This window comes from Holdemania sp. 1001095H_141210_F2 (assembly GCF_015558105.1).
Classification (GTDB): domain Bacteria; phylum Bacillota_I; class Bacilli_A; order Erysipelotrichales; family Erysipelotrichaceae; genus Holdemania.
In genome coordinates this window covers 48,854-65,790 of the sequence record NZ_JADNPO010000015.1, presented here as the reverse complement: position 1 = coordinate 65,790, position 16,937 = coordinate 48,854, and the positions used below count along the sequence as shown (strand labels likewise).

The 16,937-nt window shown below is 52.0% G+C and carries 18 protein-coding genes and 3 tRNA genes; 7 read left to right on the top strand and 14 right to left on the bottom strand.

What is annotated here, in order from left to right:
* Positions 1-159 precede the first annotated feature (159 nt).
* The 5 genes from I2G61_RS10415 to I2G61_RS10395 all read right to left on the bottom strand — a co-directional run bounded on the left by I2G61_RS10415 (position 160) and on the right by I2G61_RS10395 (position 3,320).
* Entirely contained in the window at positions 160-342 is a 183-nt protein-coding gene (locus tag I2G61_RS10415; RefSeq protein ID WP_072684781.1) for a hypothetical protein, read from the bottom strand.
* Between the two features lie 11 nt (positions 343-353).
* Complete coding sequence (locus tag I2G61_RS10410) at positions 354-833, bottom strand: hypothetical protein (protein WP_072684780.1); 480 nt, start codon at positions 831-833, stop codon at positions 354-356.
* A gap of 1 nt (position 834) precedes the next feature.
* Positions 835-1,035 (bottom strand): helix-turn-helix transcriptional regulator, encoded by a 201-nt coding sequence (locus tag I2G61_RS10405; protein WP_039865436.1) that lies wholly within the window; start codon positions 1,033-1,035, stop codon positions 835-837.
* Between the two features lie 373 nt (positions 1,036-1,408).
* Entirely contained in the window at positions 1,409-1,669 is a 261-nt protein-coding gene (locus I2G61_RS10400) for a hypothetical protein (protein ID WP_072684779.1), read from the bottom strand.
* A gap of 19 nt (positions 1,670-1,688) precedes the next feature.
* Entirely contained in the window at positions 1,689-3,320 is a 1,632-nt protein-coding gene (locus I2G61_RS10395; RefSeq protein ID WP_072684778.1) for a putative manganese-dependent inorganic diphosphatase, read from the bottom strand.
* A gap of 212 nt (positions 3,321-3,532) precedes the next feature.
* Between I2G61_RS10395 and I2G61_RS10390 the strand changes: the two genes are divergently transcribed.
* Positions 3,533-4,246 (top strand): AzlC family ABC transporter permease, encoded by a 714-nt coding sequence (locus I2G61_RS10390; RefSeq protein ID WP_083538557.1) that lies wholly within the window; start codon positions 3,533-3,535, stop codon positions 4,244-4,246.
* A complete protein-coding gene (locus tag I2G61_RS10385; protein ID WP_072684777.1) occupies positions 4,239-4,550 on the top strand; it encodes an AzlD domain-containing protein in 312 nt (103 codons plus the stop codon). The genes I2G61_RS10390 and I2G61_RS10385 overlap by 8 nt, the downstream gene beginning before the upstream one ends.
* Before the next feature lie 151 nt (positions 4,551-4,701).
* On the opposite strand, the gene I2G61_RS10380 is transcribed toward I2G61_RS10385, so the two are convergent.
* The 5 genes from I2G61_RS10380 to I2G61_RS10360 form a co-directional block, all read right to left on the bottom strand.
* Positions 4,702-5,364, bottom strand: a complete 663-nt coding sequence (locus tag I2G61_RS10380) for a manganese catalase family protein (RefSeq protein WP_072684776.1) — start codon at positions 5,362-5,364, stop codon at positions 4,702-4,704.
* Positions 5,365-5,525: 161 nt separating this feature from the next.
* On the bottom strand, positions 5,526-6,035 hold the full coding sequence (locus I2G61_RS10375; protein ID WP_072685056.1) for a nitroreductase family protein: 510 nt from the start codon (positions 6,033-6,035) through the stop codon (positions 5,526-5,528).
* Positions 6,036-6,084: 49 nt separating this feature from the next.
* Positions 6,085-6,963, bottom strand: a complete 879-nt coding sequence (gene map, locus I2G61_RS10370; protein ID WP_072684775.1) for a type I methionyl aminopeptidase — start codon at positions 6,961-6,963, stop codon at positions 6,085-6,087.
* Positions 6,964-6,977: 14 nt separating this feature from the next.
* Positions 6,978-7,637, bottom strand: a complete 660-nt coding sequence (locus I2G61_RS10365) for an HD domain-containing protein (protein WP_006061366.1) — start codon at positions 7,635-7,637, stop codon at positions 6,978-6,980.
* A 57-nt stretch (positions 7,638-7,694) separates the two neighbouring features.
* Positions 7,695-9,011: a M18 family aminopeptidase gene (locus I2G61_RS10360; protein ID WP_072685055.1), complete on the bottom strand. Its 1,317-nt coding sequence runs from the start codon at positions 9,009-9,011 to the stop codon at positions 7,695-7,697.
* Between the two features lie 211 nt (positions 9,012-9,222).
* Here I2G61_RS10360 and I2G61_RS10355 point away from each other — a divergent pair, with 211 nt between their 5' ends.
* Both I2G61_RS10355 and I2G61_RS10350 read left to right on the top strand, forming a co-directional pair.
* Entirely contained in the window at positions 9,223-10,317 is a 1,095-nt protein-coding gene (locus tag I2G61_RS10355) for a 2-oxoacid:acceptor oxidoreductase family protein (protein ID WP_072684774.1), read from the top strand.
* A complete protein-coding gene (locus I2G61_RS10350; protein ID WP_072684773.1) occupies positions 10,314-12,536 on the top strand; it encodes a thiamine pyrophosphate-dependent enzyme in 2,223 nt (740 codons plus the stop codon). The genes I2G61_RS10355 and I2G61_RS10350 overlap by 4 nt, the downstream gene beginning before the upstream one ends.
* Positions 12,537-12,755: 219 nt before the next feature.
* On the opposite strand, the gene I2G61_RS10345 is transcribed toward I2G61_RS10350, so the two are convergent.
* Both I2G61_RS10345 and I2G61_RS10340 read right to left on the bottom strand, forming a co-directional pair.
* Entirely contained in the window at positions 12,756-13,271 is a 516-nt protein-coding gene (locus tag I2G61_RS10345; protein WP_072684772.1) for a deoxyuridine 5'-triphosphate nucleotidohydrolase, read from the bottom strand.
* Positions 13,272-13,488: 217 nt separating this feature from the next.
* Positions 13,489-14,364, bottom strand: coding sequence for an RNA-guided endonuclease TnpB family protein (locus I2G61_RS10340; RefSeq protein ID WP_072684771.1), 876 nt, complete (start codon positions 14,362-14,364; stop codon positions 13,489-13,491).
* 445 nt (positions 14,365-14,809) lie between these two features.
* Between I2G61_RS10340 and I2G61_RS10335 the strand changes: the two genes are divergently transcribed.
* From I2G61_RS10335 to I2G61_RS10325, 3 genes are all read left to right on the top strand, one after another.
* Positions 14,810-14,900, top strand: a tRNA-Ser gene (locus tag I2G61_RS10335).
* Between the two features lie 32 nt (positions 14,901-14,932).
* Positions 14,933-15,008, top strand: a tRNA-Asp gene (locus I2G61_RS10330).
* A 5-nt stretch (positions 15,009-15,013) separates the two neighbouring features.
* Positions 15,014-15,087, top strand: a tRNA-Gly gene (locus I2G61_RS10325).
* A 500-nt stretch (positions 15,088-15,587) separates the two neighbouring features.
* Here the strand turns inward: I2G61_RS10325 and I2G61_RS10320 are convergent.
* Both I2G61_RS10320 and I2G61_RS10315 read right to left on the bottom strand, forming a co-directional pair.
* Positions 15,588-15,932: a type II toxin-antitoxin system PemK/MazF family toxin gene (locus I2G61_RS10320; RefSeq protein WP_195396059.1), complete on the bottom strand. Its 345-nt coding sequence runs from the start codon at positions 15,930-15,932 to the stop codon at positions 15,588-15,590.
* Entirely contained in the window at positions 15,932-16,918 is a 987-nt protein-coding gene (locus I2G61_RS10315; protein WP_072684769.1) for a hypothetical protein, read from the bottom strand. Before I2G61_RS10315 ends, I2G61_RS10320 begins: the two co-directional genes overlap by 1 nt.
* Between the last annotated feature and the right edge of the window lie 19 nt (positions 16,919-16,937).

The following is a 16,937-nucleotide window of genomic DNA, read 5'->3' as shown; positions in this document are numbered from 1 at the left end:
GTAAATACCCGTGGTTGGATTTTCACCAACTAGATGTATGCCATGCCCGGCACACGGAAAAAGCCAGATCGCTTCCGGCAAATCTGGCTTTGTGAATCCGCATTCAAATCAATCCAATGACAGCCGCGGTTCACTGCGATCCGCAGACTTTTCAACCGATCACAGACCGGCCCGCCGGCGAGTTTCCACAATTCCCCACAACATCAGCACAATCGCGGCCAGTTCCATCAGGATGAACAATCCCTCCGGGAGATTCTCGATCAGGCCATGCACCGTCAGCGCGGCGGCATTCACCAATAACCCCAATGTCAGCGGCCATGCCCGCTTTTCACATTTGCCCATGCGGATCACCTCTAAATCCGGCGGCTGTAATAGAGCTTACAGCCAATCATCACGACAAGGACGGCGATCAACACTGCCAACAATGTGAAGAATACCGTGGCATTGAACATTCCGCTTAATAACAGAGCGAAATATTCCAGGCCGATCAGAATCAATAACGCCGAGGAACTTGTCTTCATCGCGATCAACGTCTGGCGTTCATCCTGCTCTTGAATCCGGGTCTTCTTCTGTAATTCCGGATCCTTCAGCAATTTTCTTACCTTCACCCAGAACAGGGCGGAGAATAACATTAAGCCGATACCGGTTCCTGTATAAACACCCTTGAGAAAATCCGCGAAGGCAAGATCCGCTTCCGGCTTCCACAAGTTCACGATCACCAAAACAACCAATCCCAAAACGATCCCCAGAACGGAAAGATTCCGACGGGCTTTTAATGTTTTTTCATAATCCACGCCGCTGGCCAGCGCATGACTTAAAACTTTAACCAACATTTCATTCATCCTCCTCAAATAAAAAGACTTCTTCGATCGTCAGGTCAAAATACCGGGCGATTTTGTGCGCCAACATCAGCGAGGCGTTGTATTTTCCGTTTTCCAGCGAAATGATCGTCTGGCGGGTAACCTCGACCGCATCGGCCAGTTCACTTTGCGATAAGCGGCGCTGTTTGCGCAGCTCCTGAACTCGATTCTTCAACTTGATCACACTCCATAGTATAGCTAGCTTTACATTTTTAGTATAGTCAACTTTACATATTCTGTCAAGCGAACTTTACACTTTTCTGATAGCTCTTAAATGAGAGAAACGAAAGTGAAGCGAAATCATTCCGATTTCTTGATTTCTTCTTTATCTGTTGTCCAAAGCGAAGCCCAGCCGAACCGCAGGGGCACAGGATTCTCTCCGACAATCTTCTCTTTTCAGCCCAGCGCAAGTACTAAAAAAGGGCATTGCTGCCCTTCGGTGTTGATTTCATCCAATCTTCTTTGATTCTGCGTGCCGTTTTCAAGTTTTTTCCCCGTTATCCAGACAGCCTCTCACTGTGAGTATGCCCGGATTTACCCTCCATGAATTATCCATTTGATGAATCCGATTTATTTTCCACAGCCGTTTCCCAATGATTCAGCTGCCAGGTTAAAACGCTGCTGAGAATCAGGCCGGCCAGCGGCAGGATCAGCTGTGCCAGCGTAAACGGATTCGGCCGGTCATGAATTCCGTAATCATCGTACAATGCGACGTCAAAACCGATGTTGCAATCGTTGACAATCAACATCATGAGAAACAACACCGTAGCGGCAGAGCCGAGCCAACGCATGACCGTCATTTTTTTCATGGAGTTCCTCCCGCCGGCTTTACATCTGTTTCAGAATGACGGAAAGCTTCGGCATCAGCTGCTGCTTCCGGGAAATGATCTCATGATCATAACCGGAATTGTCGTCGAATTTCGTATCAATGATTTCGTTCATCACATAGGAAAGCGGACCGCTGTAAACAAACATCGTGCCTTCCGCCATGATATGCGAAAACATCATAACCATTAAATCAAACTGCTTGGCAGTCTGTTCCTTTTCCAGCTGCTGACGGAAAGCCGGCAGAATTGCCTGGATATCTTCAATATTCTTATAGTTGGTCTGACCGATCGCAATCTTGTATTTTCCCATATCGTAGGTCTTCAAGTCGCGGTTAAGGATCTGCGTCGGCGTCGATTCCTTCAAGGCCACCGAGGCGCTCAGCATTTCATCAGCGTAATGATCAAGATCCACCCCGGCGATCTCCGCCAGCCCGTAAGCGACATCCTTATCCAGCCGGGTTGTGGTTGCGGATTTAAAATGCAGCGTATCGGAGATGATCGCGCTCATCATAATTCCGGCCATCTGCGCCGACGGGATGATGCCGTTTTCCTTATACAGCTGCGCGATGATCGTACAGGTACAGCCGCAGCGCTGATTGCGGTAAAAAATCGGATAGGAGGTTTCAATATTGCCAATGTGATGGTGATCAATAATTTCCTCGATCTCCGCGTCGTCAATGTTGTTGATCGCCTGATTTTTAGCCGAGTGATCGACCAGAATAAACTTCTTGCGGCGATAGTTCAGCAGGTGATAGCGGGAAACCGCGCCGACCGCTTTGCCTTCGATATCCAGCACCGGATAGCTGCGGTAGCGGGTGTTCGCCATTTTCTTCGCAACGTCGTCAACATATTCGTCGTCCTGGAATGTGATTGGATTGCGGCTCATCAGGCTTTCCACCGGGAAGGCTTCGTTGATGACCTTGGCGACCTTCATCGTATCCCATGGCGTGCGGATCACCGCACAGTCCTGTTTACGCGCAAGTTCAAGATTGTCCGGGCTGATCTCCTGATTGCATGTGATGATCATGCACCGCGTGCCCATTTCCAGCAGCTGCCGCTGCTTGCGGTTGCCATCGGAGAGAATCGTGATCGAATGGCGGAAGTTCTCCTCAAACTTTGTGCCGTCGTTGAGCGTGACGATGAACACCTTGCCGTTGGTCTTGAAATTCTTCGGTTCGTAGTCGATCTCGCCGTTGATCGTTTTGGCCAGCGCGGACAGCGAAGCGGTTTTCATCAGCTTATGCATCAGCTCGTCGCTCATCATCCGCGGCGACGCCAGGTTGGACGTGGACACAATCCCGGTCAGCTTCTGCTGCTCATCCAGTACGAACAGCGATTTGTTGCGGGCCTTGAACAAAACGTCCCAAGCTTCCTTCAACGAGGTCTTGGTCGTGATCAAGGTTGGTTCGTCGATGTCGATATCGCGCAGCTGAGACCGCGCGTCTTTTAATAACAGCGGATTTTCCAATCCGAAACGTTTCAGTACATATTTGGTTTCTTCGTTGAGCGGTCCCAAGCGACACGGAATCGCATGAACGCCCAGCCGCTGCTTGAGTTCAGCGTACGCCAGGGCAGAACAAATCGAATCGGTGTCCGGATTCTTATGACCGACGATATAAACATATTGCTGCATAAATTCACCCTATCATTTTTTCCTGCGCCGTCTCGATTGAGCGGCGGTCTTCCTTATAGCGTTATTATAGCATAAAGCCGCCCTTCGCCAACCGCCGATGCTCAATTTTTTAAGCGGAAAGCGCATTTTTTTGATCCTGACCGTTGACGAAAAAGTGTGAAAAACCTAGAATGAAAGATAAATCAAAACAGAGTTGGGGGATGTGGAACACGATGATGCAGAACAATTTGGGGTGGAAACAGGGTGCAAAAGATGGGCTGCCGATCGCGCTGGGTTATCTTTCAGTGTCGTTTACCTTCGGCATGGCGGCTGCGGCGGCGGGTTTGTCCGCAGGCGAAGCGGTGATGATCTCGGCGACCAATCTCACCTCCGCCGGCCAGTTTGCCGGCTTGACTTTGATTCAGTCGCAGGCATCGTTATTCGAAATGGCGCTGACCACGCTGGTGATCAATTTACGCTATGCCCTGATGTCTCTCTCTCTGGCGCAGAAGCTGGATCCGGCGATGTCCCGTCTGCAAAAAGCCATGCTGGCGTTTGGCAATACCGATGAAATCTTCGCGGTTGCCGTCAGCCACCCAGTCGTCCAATTTCACTATATGCTGGGGCTGATCCTGACGCCTATGGCAGGCTGGGTCGGCGGCACGTTTTTAGGCTGTGCGTTCAGCGCCCTGCTTCCGGAAGCGGTGCGCGCGGCCTTCGCCGTTGCGATTTACGGGATGTTTATCGCGATCGTCGCTCCGGTTGCCCGGCAGTTAAAGTCCGTGGCCATCGTCGTGGGAATCGCCGTGGCAATGAGCGTGACGCTTCATGTCTGTCCGCTGTTCAGCTGGATTTCCGAAGGTTTTTCAATCATTCTCTCTACGCTGGCCGCGGCAGCTTTGGGCGCCTGGCTGTTCCCGGTTCAGGAGGTGCACGATCATGAATAATCCGTCGATCTTGATTTATACGCTGGTCATGGCCGGGGTCACCTATCTTCTGCGCGCAGCGCCGATTCTCATCTTTCAGAAGAAGATTGAAAATCCGTTTATCCAAAGCTTTTTGTTCTATGTTCCCTATGCCGTGCTGGCGGCGATGACCTTCCCGGCGATTTTAACAAGTACCCGCTGCTGGCCCAGTGCTGTGGCTGGGCTGGTGACAGCATTAACGCTGGGGTGGCGCGGCAAGGGGCTGCTGACCGTTGCGCTGGCGGCTTGCGCCGCGGTATATGTGGTGGAACTGATCCTTTTATAATAAAATAGAATCAAAAAACGTATACATTCAAAAAACCGCGCTGGGATCGAAAATTGAAGCGCGGTTTCATTTTGATATTTTACATTAATCCTGAACAGAAAGCCGGCATTTCACGCCATACTCGCAGCCCTCCGGTTCTTCTCGACGCCCTTTATTCCTTGAATTCCGGCGGATTTTTACGTGCGGGATCGAAATGCTGGCCATCGCCCGACAAATCGAAATAAATCCGGGAATCGGAAGTCACGCCCCAGTCTTTCTGAGAACCGCTGTCAACAATCCGGTTAAACGCCTGCCGGAACATCGTGTTGTGTGCTTCCTCACGGTTTAATAAAAAGTCGATGACCTCGCGCACGCCTTCGTCCTCAATCTGCCGGTATAAATACTGATAAACGACCTTTGCCCGCTGCTCCGCCGCGATATCGGACAATAAATCAGCAGCCAGATCGCCGGTTTCATTCACATATGCCGCTGTCCACAGAAAACCGGACGCATTAGCTAAAATCGGCGTCAAGCCGGTCAGCACATGAGCTTCCATGCCGCCGACGGTTGCTTCCTTGGCGTTGAGCTGATCGCCGTTGAGCTGATTGATCATCTCGGCGACAATTTCCATGTGGCATAATTCCTCCGCCGCAATATCGAGAAATAAATCCTTGATTTCCTTATCCTGAATCCGCAGACTCTGGGCGAAATACTGCATTGCCGCCTTCATCTCACCCTGCGGCCCGCCTAACTGTTCCTGCAGCAATGCGGCATAAGTAGGATTCGGTTTCTTGACCTTGACCGGATGCAGCAGTTTCTTCTGATGTTTAAACATGATGTTTCCTCCTTCGGTATTTTCAAGCTTTGTTCGCTGGTATTAGGATGAACAGAAATGAGGAAACTCAAACGCAAAATTCGTTAAACAATAGAAAAACCACAGTTTCAGGTTAACAACCCGTGAAACTGCGGCTTTATTTTATATTTGGGGATAAATGATCAGGCCACGACCGTCATCGTTTCCGACTTGACCGGATGCGCTTCCGGCTGTTCTGCCGGGGTTCCTACGACCAACGAACCGACGCAGAGATAGTCCTGCGGCACGCCCAGCGAGGCGGATAATCCGGCAAACTTCGGATGATTGAACACGTGGCGGCTGTAATCGATCCAGCACGTCCCCAACTGCAGCGCCTGCGCCGCCAGCATCATATTGGCAATCGCCAGCGCAGCGTCGGTTACCGGCGAATAAGCCTTTTTATCGGCGAACACGACGATTAACAACGGCGCGTTATAATAGGGATCTTCGTTCTCCGTCAATAAGGAAGCCAGCTGTTCGATCATATCCTTACGCTGGATCGCCACAAAATACCATGGCTGTTGATTCATCGCGCTCGGCGCCGCCTGCCCCGCTTTGAGAATTAAATCCAGCTGATCGCTGCTGACGGGCTGATCTGTGTACCGGCGGATACTGCGGCGGTTAAAGATCGCGTCTAAAACTTGATTTTCCATGCGTAGATCTCCCTTCGGATTTTCATCGTCGTGCTGCTTGAACAGCACGTTAATACGTCAGAATCTGCGGGCCTTCCTCGGTGATGAGGATCGTATGCTCCCATTGCGCCGACGATTTGCCGTCCTGCGTGTAAATCGTCCAGCCGTTGTAGCGGTCCATTTCCACGCGTGCGCCGCCCATGTTGATCATCGGCTCAACCGTCATCACCATCCCCGGCACCAAAAGCATCCCGGTGTTTTTCTTGCCGACGTGGGAAACAAACGGATCGTCGTGGAACTTGATACCGACGCCGTGGCCGCCCAGCTCGCGCACGACGGAATAACCGCAGCTTTCCGCATAGCTCTGCACGGCCGCGCCGATATCGCCGACAAAATGCCAGGCCTGAGCCGCCGCGATGCCGCGGTTGAGGCATTCTTTCGTTTCTTCAACCAGCCGGCGGTTTTCGTCGCTGACCTGTCCGATCATAAACATCCTTGAAGCATCGGAATAAAATCCGTTGTAAATCGTCGAAACGTCGACATTGACGATATCGCCGGACTTCAGCTTCCGCCGGTGGCTGGGAATTCCATGGCAGACCTCGTTGTTGACGGAGGTGCAGACGCTTTTCGGATAGCCCTCGTAGTTCAGCGGAGCGCAGATTGCCCCGCGCGCAGTCGTCGTCTCATCGACAATCTTGTCGATCTCCTCCGTGCTCATTCCTTCATGAATCGCCGCCGCAACGGCATCCAGCACCGCGGTATTGATCTCGGCACTGGCTTGGATCCCGGCGATTTCTGCCGGAGTGCGAATCAGGCTGTGCGGGGGAACGATGTGGCCGCGTTTTTTATAATACGCAATTTTCTGATCGAACGCCTGATGACATTCGCCATACGGACGGCCGCTGCCGCACCAGCATGGATCCTGGGGTTTAAGATGAATTCGCTTCATATTTCGCCTTCTCTCTATAAGATGATCTGATCGTTAATCACCAGCGAAAACGTCAGACCGAGTTTTTCCGCCGCTTTGCGGCACAGCAGCATGCGCTGCATAAAAATTTCAAAATAATCCATGACCGCGGAAATCTGCGTATCAATTTTTAAGTCCAGAATGATCTTCTGATGATCGGCAGTAATTTCCGTCCGCGATTGATGAACCGCATAGTTGACCCGGTCGTGAATGTCAAACGTCGCGAAGTCGCGGTTGCGCACACGCGAGCGCCGGACGTCGGTTTTATCCGCCAGGATCAACGCCGCCGCAATCGGGTTGACCGGATAAGCCGTGCTTTCGTCATGATTGCCGATCGCGCTGATGATCGTCGAGATTTCCTCCGCCTCTGCACCCAGCTTGTCCAGAATGCGGAAAGCCATGACCGCGCCGCTCTGCGCATGATCGACCCGGTTGATCACGTTGCCGATATCGTGCAGCCATCCGGCGATCTCCGCCAGCTCTGCTTCCCGCGGACTGTAGCCGAGCGTTAATAAAATTTCCCGGGCTTCCTTGGCAACCTTGCCGACATGCGCGAAGCTGTGCTCTGTGTACCCCAGTGCCGCCAACGCTTCGTCCGCCTTCTGGATATAAGTTCTGACCTGGGGATTGTTTCTGACTTGTTCAACGGTAATCATCGGCCTCGCTCCTTCCCGCGGTTTCCGCTGTTTTTACTATGGACCGGCAGCCGCGTTTTAATCCGCCTGCTGAATCAGCACGCCTTCCTCCGGCATGCAGCGGTGCGTGCTGTAAAACTGCCTGATCGCCCGGATCATCGCCGCGCTGTCTTCGATCCCGGCTGTTTCATTGCACGAATGCATGGCCAGCTGCGGTAATCCGATATCGACTGAAGCGATGCTGACCTGCGAAGTGCTGATGCTGCCGAGCGTTCCGCCGCCCTTCAAATCCGAGCGGTTGGTGAAATACTGCGTTTTGACGCCGGCCTGACGGCACAGCTCGACAAACAACGCGGAGCTGATCGCATCGGAGGTATAGCTCTGGTTGGCGTTGTATTTGATCACGATGCCCTGGTTCAAATAGACGCGGTTGGTCGGATCGGATTTCTCCGGCACATTGGGATGAACGGCGTGAGCATTATCGGCGGAAATCATCAGCGACGAGGCCAATGCCCGCTGCAGCTCCTCTTCTTTCAGCTGCACCGCGGACAAAATCCGCCGCAGCGTGTCGATCAAAAAGGCCGAGGCCGCGCCCTGACGCGTGCGGCTGCCAACTTCCTCGTTATCGAAGCAGCAGTACACGTTCAGCGACCGGCGGCTGTGTCCCTGCAGAAATCCCTGCAGCGTCGTATAGGCGCATTGCAGATCATCGAGATGCGGACTCGAAATAAACTCGTGATGCCGGCCCCAGACATAGCCTTTCTGCAGACAAGTTAAGTACAGATCAAAGCTGAGCACATCCGCCTGAGCGATCCCCAGTTCTTCCGCCAGCAGCGCTTTCATGTCAAACGGCTCGCTGCCCAGGCCGATCAGCGGAAGCATATCCTTCTGAGCGTTGTAGCTGGCGTTGGTATTGGCTTCCCGGTTCATGTGGATCGCTAAAGAAGGAATCGTCAGCAACGGCCGTTCTATATTGAGATACCGGCTGACAATCTGTTCGCCCTCGCGCACGATTACCCGGCCGGCCAGCCCCAGCGGACGGTCCATCCAGGTGCTGCAAAGCATGCCGCCGTAGCCCTCCGTGTTCAGCTTGAGATATCCGTTTTCACAAATAACGGCATTCGGCTTCAGCTTAAAGGTCGGAGCATCGCTGTGGGAAGCGACGATGTTGAAGCTCAGCTGGTCCAGCGTTTCCGGCATCTGCCATGCCAGCAGACTCGAATGATTGCGGATCGTAAAATAACGGCCGCCCGGCGTCAATGTCCAGGCTGCGCTCTCCACTTGTTCTTCATACCCGGCTTCCGCTAACCGCGCTTTCAGCTGCTCCACCGCCTGAAAGCTGGTTGGACTGGCCGCAATAAAATCAAGCATGTCTTGAATTTCTGTGTATTCCATTTTCTTCACCTCGTTCGATTTTTCGGAAATTCCCGAAATTTTCATTCCTAAAACTTAGCCGCAGAAAACTGCGTCATCTCAATTATACTCATTTTCCCCGTCAGCGACACATAAAAAACATCAATTCCCGGCGGATTTGACTGTTAAAACAACGCAAAACGGACAGAATGACTAGCAGAATCATGAAGAACGAATTCAAGGAGGAAACGACATGACCATCCAAACCACTCTGCCCCGGGTCAATGAGCTGGGGTATTATGAAATGCGGCTGGAAAGCATCGGCGGTCTGGGCGCAAATCTGTGCGGCAAGCTGCTGGGCGAGCTGGGCGCGGTGCAGCTGGGCTTAAACGCCGCCAGCTTTTCCAGCTACGGCTCGGAGAAACGCGGCTCGCCCGTCAAGGCCTTTATCCGTTACAGCGCTCCGACACAGGAGATCCGCATCAATTCACCGGTCCGCCATCCCGACTGCCTGGCATTGTTCCACGAAGCGATGGCCGGCAAGCTGCCGGTGAACGCCGGCGTGCAGCGGCATTGTCAGGTTGTCGTCAACACCGCGCTCGAGGGCGCGGCCATCCGCGAGCGGATGCAGCTGGCCGCCCGGGATATCTACTGCGTCGACGCCCTCGCACTGGCCTTGCAGTCCAAATCCCGCGTGAACATGGTCATGCTTGGCGCGATTGCGAAGGTCAGCGGCTTTATCCCGTTAGACGCTGTAAAACAGGCCGTGATCGCCACGCTGGGCACAAAAGCGCCGGATCTTTTAGGCGCCAACTTGGAAGGCGTGCAGCGCGGCTACGATGAAGTCCGGGCCTATCATTTCGATGACGACCGCTATCCCGAGATTCCCTTTGACAACGAAAGCGGCGGCTGGGGCTGGAAAACCGCGCCGATCGGCGGCGTTAACCCGATTCCCGGCAGTTCCGTCCGCAACGACCTGTCCGCCAGCCGCGAAGGCTATCTGCCTTTGTTTGAGCCGGAAAAATGCATTCACTGCGGTCTGTGCGATTCTACCTGCCCGGATATGGTGTTTCAGTTCTTCCCCGGTGAGCTGAAAGGCCGGAAAACGATGCTTAACCGCGGTCTGGACTATCGGTTCTGCAAAGGCTGCCTGCGCTGCGTCGACATCTGCCCGACCCACGCGCTGACCCGCGGTGAGGAAAAAGAACATCCGCATCCGGATTATTTTACCCCGGTGCGCGATCTGTTAACGCCAGACCTGCGGCAGACGCATACCGGTGCCAACAGCTGGGTTACCAGTGAATCGCCGAATGAAGAAATACTGGAAAAAGGAGGAACCGCGCGATGAAAAAACAGATCAGTCTGTACGAAAGCGGCAACGAGCTGGCCGCGATGGCCGCCAAACAGATCAACTATCATGTGATGGGCTATTATCCGATCACCCCGTCGACGCAGATCGCCGAAAACCTCGATCTCATGAAAGCCCAGGGACTGCATGATATTTCCCTGATCGCGGCTGAAGGCGAGCACAGCGCCGCCGGCATTTGTTACGGCGCCAGCACCGGCGGCGGGCGTGTGTTCAACGCCACCAGCGCCAACGGTCTGCTTTATGCGCTAGAGCAGCTGCCAGTTCAGTCAGGCACCCGGTTTCCGATGGTTATGAACGTTGCCTGCCGCACGGTGTCCGGACCGCTGTCGATCAAGGGCGATCACAGCGACATCATGATGATGCTGAACTGCGGCTGGATTATTCTGTTCGCCAACAGCGTGCAGATGGTCTACGATTACAACCTGATCGGACTGAAGCTGGCTGAAGCCGTCAATCTGCCGGTCGCGGTCGCTTTCGACGGTTTCTTCACCAGTCATCAGAAACGCCGCTGCATGATTTTCGCAGACGATCAGGACGTTCAGGATTACGTCGGGCCGGTCAGAAAACGCACTAACATCTTGGACACAGAACATCCGGTGACGATCGGATCCTATATGAATGAGCCGGATCTGATCAATAACAAATATCAGCTGCACGAAGCGATGGAACAGGCGCTGAATGAAATCGAACCGTTGTTTGAGGAATTTGAGGAACTGAGCGGACGGCCGCAGCATCTGGTCGAAACCTATCGGGCCGAGGACGCCGCCGTCGTGATTTTCGCGCTCGGCTCAACGTTCCACACCTTAAAAGAAGCCGTCGATCAACTGCGCAAAGAGGGCATCGAAGCGGGAGCGGCGACCCTCACGATGATCCGGCCATTTCCCAAAGCAAAGCTGATCGAGAAGATCGCGCACGCTCAGACGTTAATCATCCTGGACCGGCAGGACAGCTATGGGGCGCAGGGCGGCAATATGTCGCTGGAAATCCGGGCGGCACTGCAGGAGGCAAAGCTGGATTGCGAGGTTTATACGCGGATCTACGGTTTGGGCGGCAAGGATTTTTACTATGAAGAAGCGGTAAAGCTGGTCAAGGAATGCGTTGGACAGGATTTGCCGAAGTTCGATTATCTGCAGATCAGCGAAGGTCAGCCAGTTCAGGAGCCTGAGTATTTTAAACCGTTGTCCGCCGGCGATACCGAGCTGGGATTCACCCGCTGTGTGCTCAATGAACAAGGCCGGCCGCAGGTGCAGGGCGGACAGATCGCGGCGACGACCGCGATGCCGAAACGGCTGGCGCCCGGTCATGGAGCGTGTCCGGGATGCGGCATTCCCGTCAATGTGAACCTGTTGCTGCGAGGTATCGAAGGCCTGGTCGTTTTGTTGTTTCAGACCGGCTGCGGCATGGTCGTCACGACCTCCTATCCGAAGACTTCCTTTAAAGTTCCTTATTTGCATAATTTATTCCAAAACGGCGCGGCGACAGTCGCCGGACTGGCTGAAATGTTTCATCAACGTCAGAAGCGCGGAGAATTACCGAAAGGAGAGATCACCTTCATCATGATCAGCGGCGACGGCGGTATGGACATCGGTCTGGGTTCCGCCATCGGCGCGGCTCTGCGCAACGATGCGTTTATTTTAATGGAATATGACAACGGAGGATACATGAACACCGGCTACCAGCTCTCCTACTCGACACCGATGGGAGCACGGAGTTCTACTTCGCATATCGGCAAGACGCAGTATGGAAAAACGTTCGTCAATAAAGATACACCGCAGATCATGGCGGCCGCGGGCGCGCAGTATGTGGCTACCGTTGCCGAATCGCAGCCGGTGGATTTCTTGAAAAAGGCGGCTAAAGCACAGTATTACGCGAAGAATAAAGGCTTTGTGTATTTAAAAGCACTGTCTGCCTGTCCGCTGAACTGGGCGGATGTGCCGAGCCAGGAACGCAAGGTGATCCAGGCCGCGGTGGACTGTGGTTATTTCCCGCTGTACGAAATTGAGGAAGGTGTCACGACGATCAATTACAATCCGGAGAAAACGGGAAAACAGATTCCGGCGCTCGACTGGCTGAAAATGATGGGCCGCACGCGGCATCTGGGAAAGCCGGAGTACGCCGAGGTTGTCGATCACATCCAGAAGGAAATTGACAAGCGATGGATCCGGCTGAAGGCACGGGCGGAAAGTGAAGTGTTGTAGAAGCAAACGTTGATTTTAACTAAGGACAATGGATGTTAATCCGCGGAACGAACGCTTGATATTCGTTCAGAAAAATCAGATCGCAGGATAACCCGGCGTGCCCGTTTTTAATAAAGTTTTTAAACATCAGAAAAACGCAGAATTGCCCTGCCCCACTGTTACAAAGGGGAGAGAAAACCTGCGTTTTTTCTTTATGATTTTGATTCTATGCTATTCAATTTATTTCTGGGTCGTGCTGCCGAAGCCGCCGTTGCGCAGCTGATCCGCGTCATCGTCGACCGTAATGCCGTATTCAACAAAAATTCCCTGCATGAAGCCCTCCCCCTGCGCCAGAGAAAGCGTCTTTCCTTCACGGGAGTCGTTGATCAGCTTGCAGAAAATATGGCCTTCGTTATCGGAACCATAATAATCCGAGTCGATAATGCCGACGGTATTGTTGAACTGCAGCCGGTACTTAAATCCCAGGCCGCTGCGCGGATAGCATTTCAGCACCCAGCCGGCTGCGATTTGGACGCGGATGCCGGTTGGAATTTTAAGCGACTCGCCGGGGTTGAGACTGAAGCTTTGCGGCGCAAAGAAGTCATAGCCGGCGGAACCGAGGGTCGCCCGCTTCGGCAGTTGAATCTGATCATAAATCTGGGCCGCTTCCGCCGCCGTTGAGCCAGGAAATGTATCAAGCCAGTCCTGAATGAATTGTGTTTCACTTACTTTTTGAAATTTCGCGATTTTCTGCATGGAATTTGTTCCTTTCCTTTGGGATTCGATTCTGTTTCAAAGATCGCCTTCATTGTAAAGAAAAGGATCGGCTTTTGTCAACAGCGGCACAGACCGATCCTTATGCACTTTGAGATCCCCTTATCTCAAAGATTATTTTTGGGTTCAAACCTCACAGCGTGATTGAGATAAGGGCACGCAAAGACCCGTCCTGGCACAGAACGTATAGTTTACCAGGCTATCCGGCCACAGGACCGGATTCAGGCGCATGAACAATATTCATCGCGCCGACAAGATCCCGATGACAGCGAAAACCGCAGACACAGTGATAAAAACGTTTGTCAGGGGTGTTGAGTCTGCCGCATTGCGGACATCGTTTTGATGTATTGCGGGGGTTAACGAAAACTACGCGAAGTCCCTCGCGCCGGGCTTTGTAACGAAGGTTGTCGATCAGCCGATAGTAGGACCATTGATTTAAATCCCGCTTATCCCGGGAATGCTTGACTTCGCGTTTTCCAATTCCATGAAGTTGTTCCACGCAAAGGACGCCGACATTCTGTTCCAGCGCAAACTGAATCAACTGCGAGCTGAGAATATGACATTGCGTAATCTCCCAGCGATAAAGTCCATGATTTAATTCTTTGATTCGCTTGTAGTCTTCTTTTTTCTGCAGCTCCGTAAGCTTGGCATAAAACGCATTGCGGCGGAAGCGGGCCTCACGGCCATTACCGAAGAAACGAATTTTGCCATCGTCGGTATACGCGACCGCCGGAACTTTAATTCCCAGATCGATTCCCATTCGTTTTGTCGATAGGCTCCGTGGTTTTTCCGGAACCTTCACATTAAATTCGGCGGCCCATCCTTGTTTGCAGGGATGGATGGTCAGCTTCCCGAGTTCCATTTTCAGATAGCGCTGCTGATAGGGTTCGGCCATGATCGGCAGTTTCAGCGTGTCGCCGATGCCAAAACGGCCGCCGACTTGAATTTCGAGTTCGTTGTTCGTAATTCGGAAGTTAGGTTGATGCCAGCAGCATTGCGGAGCTTTTAGTTTAAGCTTCGGATTGTTAAACTTCTGAACATGTTTAAAAATGTCCTTCGCATCCTGAACGACCATAGCCCGGCTCCAAAACGGGATGAAGGTACAGAAATCACCGTATGAGACGTAAACCGGGTGTTTGTTCTGGATGTAGAGCTGAAGTAAGTTGTTTACTTCATTTTGGTAGGCTTTCACCATGAATGTGAGTATCCGCGACGTGTTTTCATCCGTTTTTAATAAAATGCGGCTGGTAAGATATAGGATATCCCCTCCTTGAGTGATGATCCCTACACTTATAATATTGCGCGTTTTTTGAAAAAGTCCCCTAAAAAAGTCAAAAAACTTTTAAAATTTTTTCTAAGCCTTAGAATACAGGCATAATTTAAGGTCATCCTTATTTGGAATAAAAGCGTCCGATTTGGACAATCTCAATTTTTTTATTTTTTTCAAAAAAATTTTAAAAAAAGACTTGTCAAATGTACTTCTTCATGGTAGTATATAAAAGCGCTGTGAGTTACCAAGTGAAGAAGTACTCAAGAGGCTGAAGAGGTGCCCCTGCTAAGGGCATAGGTCGCGAAAGCGGCGCGCGGGTTCAAATCCCGCCTTCTTCGCCACATTACAGTGCGCGCGCCGAAACAACGATATTGGTCTGGTGGTGTAGTGGTTAACATGCCTCCCTGTCACGGAGGAGATCGCGGGTTCAAGTCCCGTCCGGACCGCCATTATCGCAGGTGTAGTTCAATGGTAGAACGCAACCTTGCCATGGTTGACACGAGGGTTCGATTCCCTTCACCTGCTCCATTGCGATAACAATGACTTTGATTGAATGAATCAAGGTCATTTTTTTATGTCATCCGCACTCCGTTTCGCAATCCCCGTTTCAGAAGTCGCCGGGAATCTCCAGCCATTTCGTTCAGGCAAGCTTGTCCCTAACTCAATCACCCCTGCGATTTTTCCCGAATCCAGAACTTGAACCCGTGCTCACCTCCGCTTTCCCACCAGCCCATCCATTCCGACTTTCGCTCCCCATGCCGCCATTACCCGACCTCCGTCGGGCAGCCCCATCCTAACCGACTTCTGAACCGAATTTCCTTAACTTCATCAAGGAAAATGATAAATTTTCATAATCTGTCCATTTCATCAATCTAACTCAGCCTGGAACAGAAACCACTTTCCCTTCCCTTTCCAACGAAAAAGACTGACGGCTCAAGGTGTCATTTACCTTTACGCCGTCAGTTTTTAATAAATAGAAATTAGAACACCGCCCAAAATCAGTCATAGCTTTCAAGACAATACCTCGGTTATCCCCACTCCAACCCCAGGCTCACGCACAAGGCCTCGTCGATTGCCTGCAAGGTTTTTCGATCCAGGGTGCAAACCCACTGCCCCAATCGCTGTTTATCAATCGTCCGGATCTGTTCCAGCAGGACGATCGACGCCTTCTCCAAAGAATCCGCCGGCAGAATCACATGCGTGGGAATCGGCGGTTTTGTCAGCCGGCTGGAAATCGGCGCCACGATCAATGTCGGCGAAAACCGATTCCCTTTATCATTCTGGATGACCACGACCGGCCGCAATCCCCCCTGTTCACTTCCGACGCTCCCCGCCAGGTCAGCATAATACACATCCCCTCGGCGCACCATCATTATTTCATGACCGATACTTGCATGCTTTCTACAACCTGCATCATCTCCTGCGGCGTCAGATCATTGGAATATACGGAATACTCGACCTGACTGTTCGTGATCGTCAGCCGGTTTCCATCATAATAACCGACAAGTCCCAACCCTTCGATCAGATCACCGCTGACTTCCGTCACTGTCAGCTCCTGACTCGGCGCTCTTTCCGTCTGCACAACTGTGAAATCCCGCTCGCCGCTGAATTCCAGAATATGCTGCGGCTGCCCATTGACAGAAGAGACTGTGGAAGCGATTAATTTGGAATCAAAAACGGTCATCGGATACAACGGCAATTCAATCAGACCAGTATAGCCGCTCGTCGGTGTCTCAATCGAACTTTTCGGCGTCTCAAAATACCCCGCTTCAAAACCTTCATTATAGCTGACCGCTGTAAATTCCATGGTCAATGCCGGAGCGTTATTTGCGTCGTAGGCAATCAGATACAACGGTTTTGTATCCTTGTTAAACTTGATCTCCTGTCGGACAAGCTGCGCAGCGCTTGGATATTTCGCGTCCGCGCTGATCAGAATGCCGTCCTTTTCTTTTTTCGTCTGATGGTCGTTTTTCAGCACTTCCATCATCGTCTGCAATAAATACGGCTTCGGCGAGTTCATCGGCCATTCGCCTTGGAACTTAAACACCTGGTTGAGCGAAGGGGTGACAACGAAGACGCCTTCTTTATTCTTCAGAATGATCTGTTCCTGGTTCAGCGACTTATCAATCATGCTGACCTTGAAATACTCGTCTTCGCCCTCCTTCATCCATGAGGATGTAATCGCGTAGTTCTTGAATTCTTCGCCGCTGGAAATTTCCATATTTCCTTCCAGCTTGTAGCTGGTCAGCTTCTGCATGGTTTTGTCTGCCTTCTTTTCAAACGAGCTGGGCTTCAGCACAAGAAACAAGGCGACGGCCAACAAAAGGACCCCAACGATCACTGCGACTTTCTTCTTCATAATTCCACCTTTCCTTTTC

Bases quoted from the DNA above. Each gene is read 5' to 3' on its own strand.
- I2G61_RS10395 (WP_072684778.1), bottom strand. From the start codon at position 3,320: ATGCAGCAATATGTTTATATCGTCGGTCATAAGAATCCGGACACCGAT.
- I2G61_RS10365 (WP_006061366.1), bottom strand. From the start codon at position 7,637: ATGATTACCGTTGAACAAGTCAGAAACAATCCCCAGGTCAGAACTTAT.
- I2G61_RS10400 (WP_072684779.1), bottom strand. From the start codon at position 1,669: ATGAAAAAAATGACGGTCATGCGTTGGCTCGGCTCTGCCGCTACGGTG.
- I2G61_RS10340 (WP_072684771.1), bottom strand. From the start codon at position 14,364: ATGGTCGTTCAGGATGCGAAGGACATTTTTAAACATGTTCAGAAGTTT.
- I2G61_RS10390 (WP_083538557.1), top strand. From the start codon at position 3,533: ATGATGCAGAACAATTTGGGGTGGAAACAGGGTGCAAAAGATGGGCTG.
- I2G61_RS10350 (WP_072684773.1), top strand. From the start codon at position 10,314: ATGAAAAAACAGATCAGTCTGTACGAAAGCGGCAACGAGCTGGCCGCG.
- I2G61_RS10410 (WP_072684780.1), bottom strand. From the start codon at position 833: ATGTTGGTTAAAGTTTTAAGTCATGCGCTGGCCAGCGGCGTGGATTAT.
- I2G61_RS10380 (WP_072684776.1), bottom strand. From the start codon at position 5,364: ATGTTTAAACATCAGAAGAAACTGCTGCATCCGGTCAAGGTCAAGAAA.
- I2G61_RS10345 (WP_072684772.1), bottom strand. From the start codon at position 13,271: ATGCAGAAAATCGCGAAATTTCAAAAAGTAAGTGAAACACAATTCATT.
- I2G61_RS10415 (WP_072684781.1), bottom strand. From the start codon at position 342: ATGGGCAAATGTGAAAAGCGGGCATGGCCGCTGACATTGGGGTTATTG.
- map (WP_072684775.1), bottom strand. From the start codon at position 6,963: ATGAAGCGAATTCATCTTAAACCCCAGGATCCATGCTGGTGCGGCAGC.
- I2G61_RS10360 (WP_072685055.1), bottom strand. From the start codon at position 9,011: ATGGAATACACAGAAATTCAAGACATGCTTGATTTTATTGCGGCCAGT.
- I2G61_RS10315 (WP_072684769.1), bottom strand. From the start codon at position 16,918: ATGAAGAAGAAAGTCGCAGTGATCGTTGGGGTCCTTTTGTTGGCCGTC.
- I2G61_RS10385 (WP_072684777.1), top strand. From the start codon at position 4,239: ATGAATAATCCGTCGATCTTGATTTATACGCTGGTCATGGCCGGGGTC.
- I2G61_RS10355 (WP_072684774.1), top strand. From the start codon at position 9,223: ATGACCATCCAAACCACTCTGCCCCGGGTCAATGAGCTGGGGTATTAT.
- I2G61_RS10320 (WP_195396059.1), bottom strand. From the start codon at position 15,932: ATGATGGTGCGCCGAGGGGATGTGTATTATGCTGACCTGGCGGGGAGC.
- I2G61_RS10375 (WP_072685056.1), bottom strand. From the start codon at position 6,035: ATGGAAAATCAAGTTTTAGACGCGATCTTTAACCGCCGCAGTATCCGC.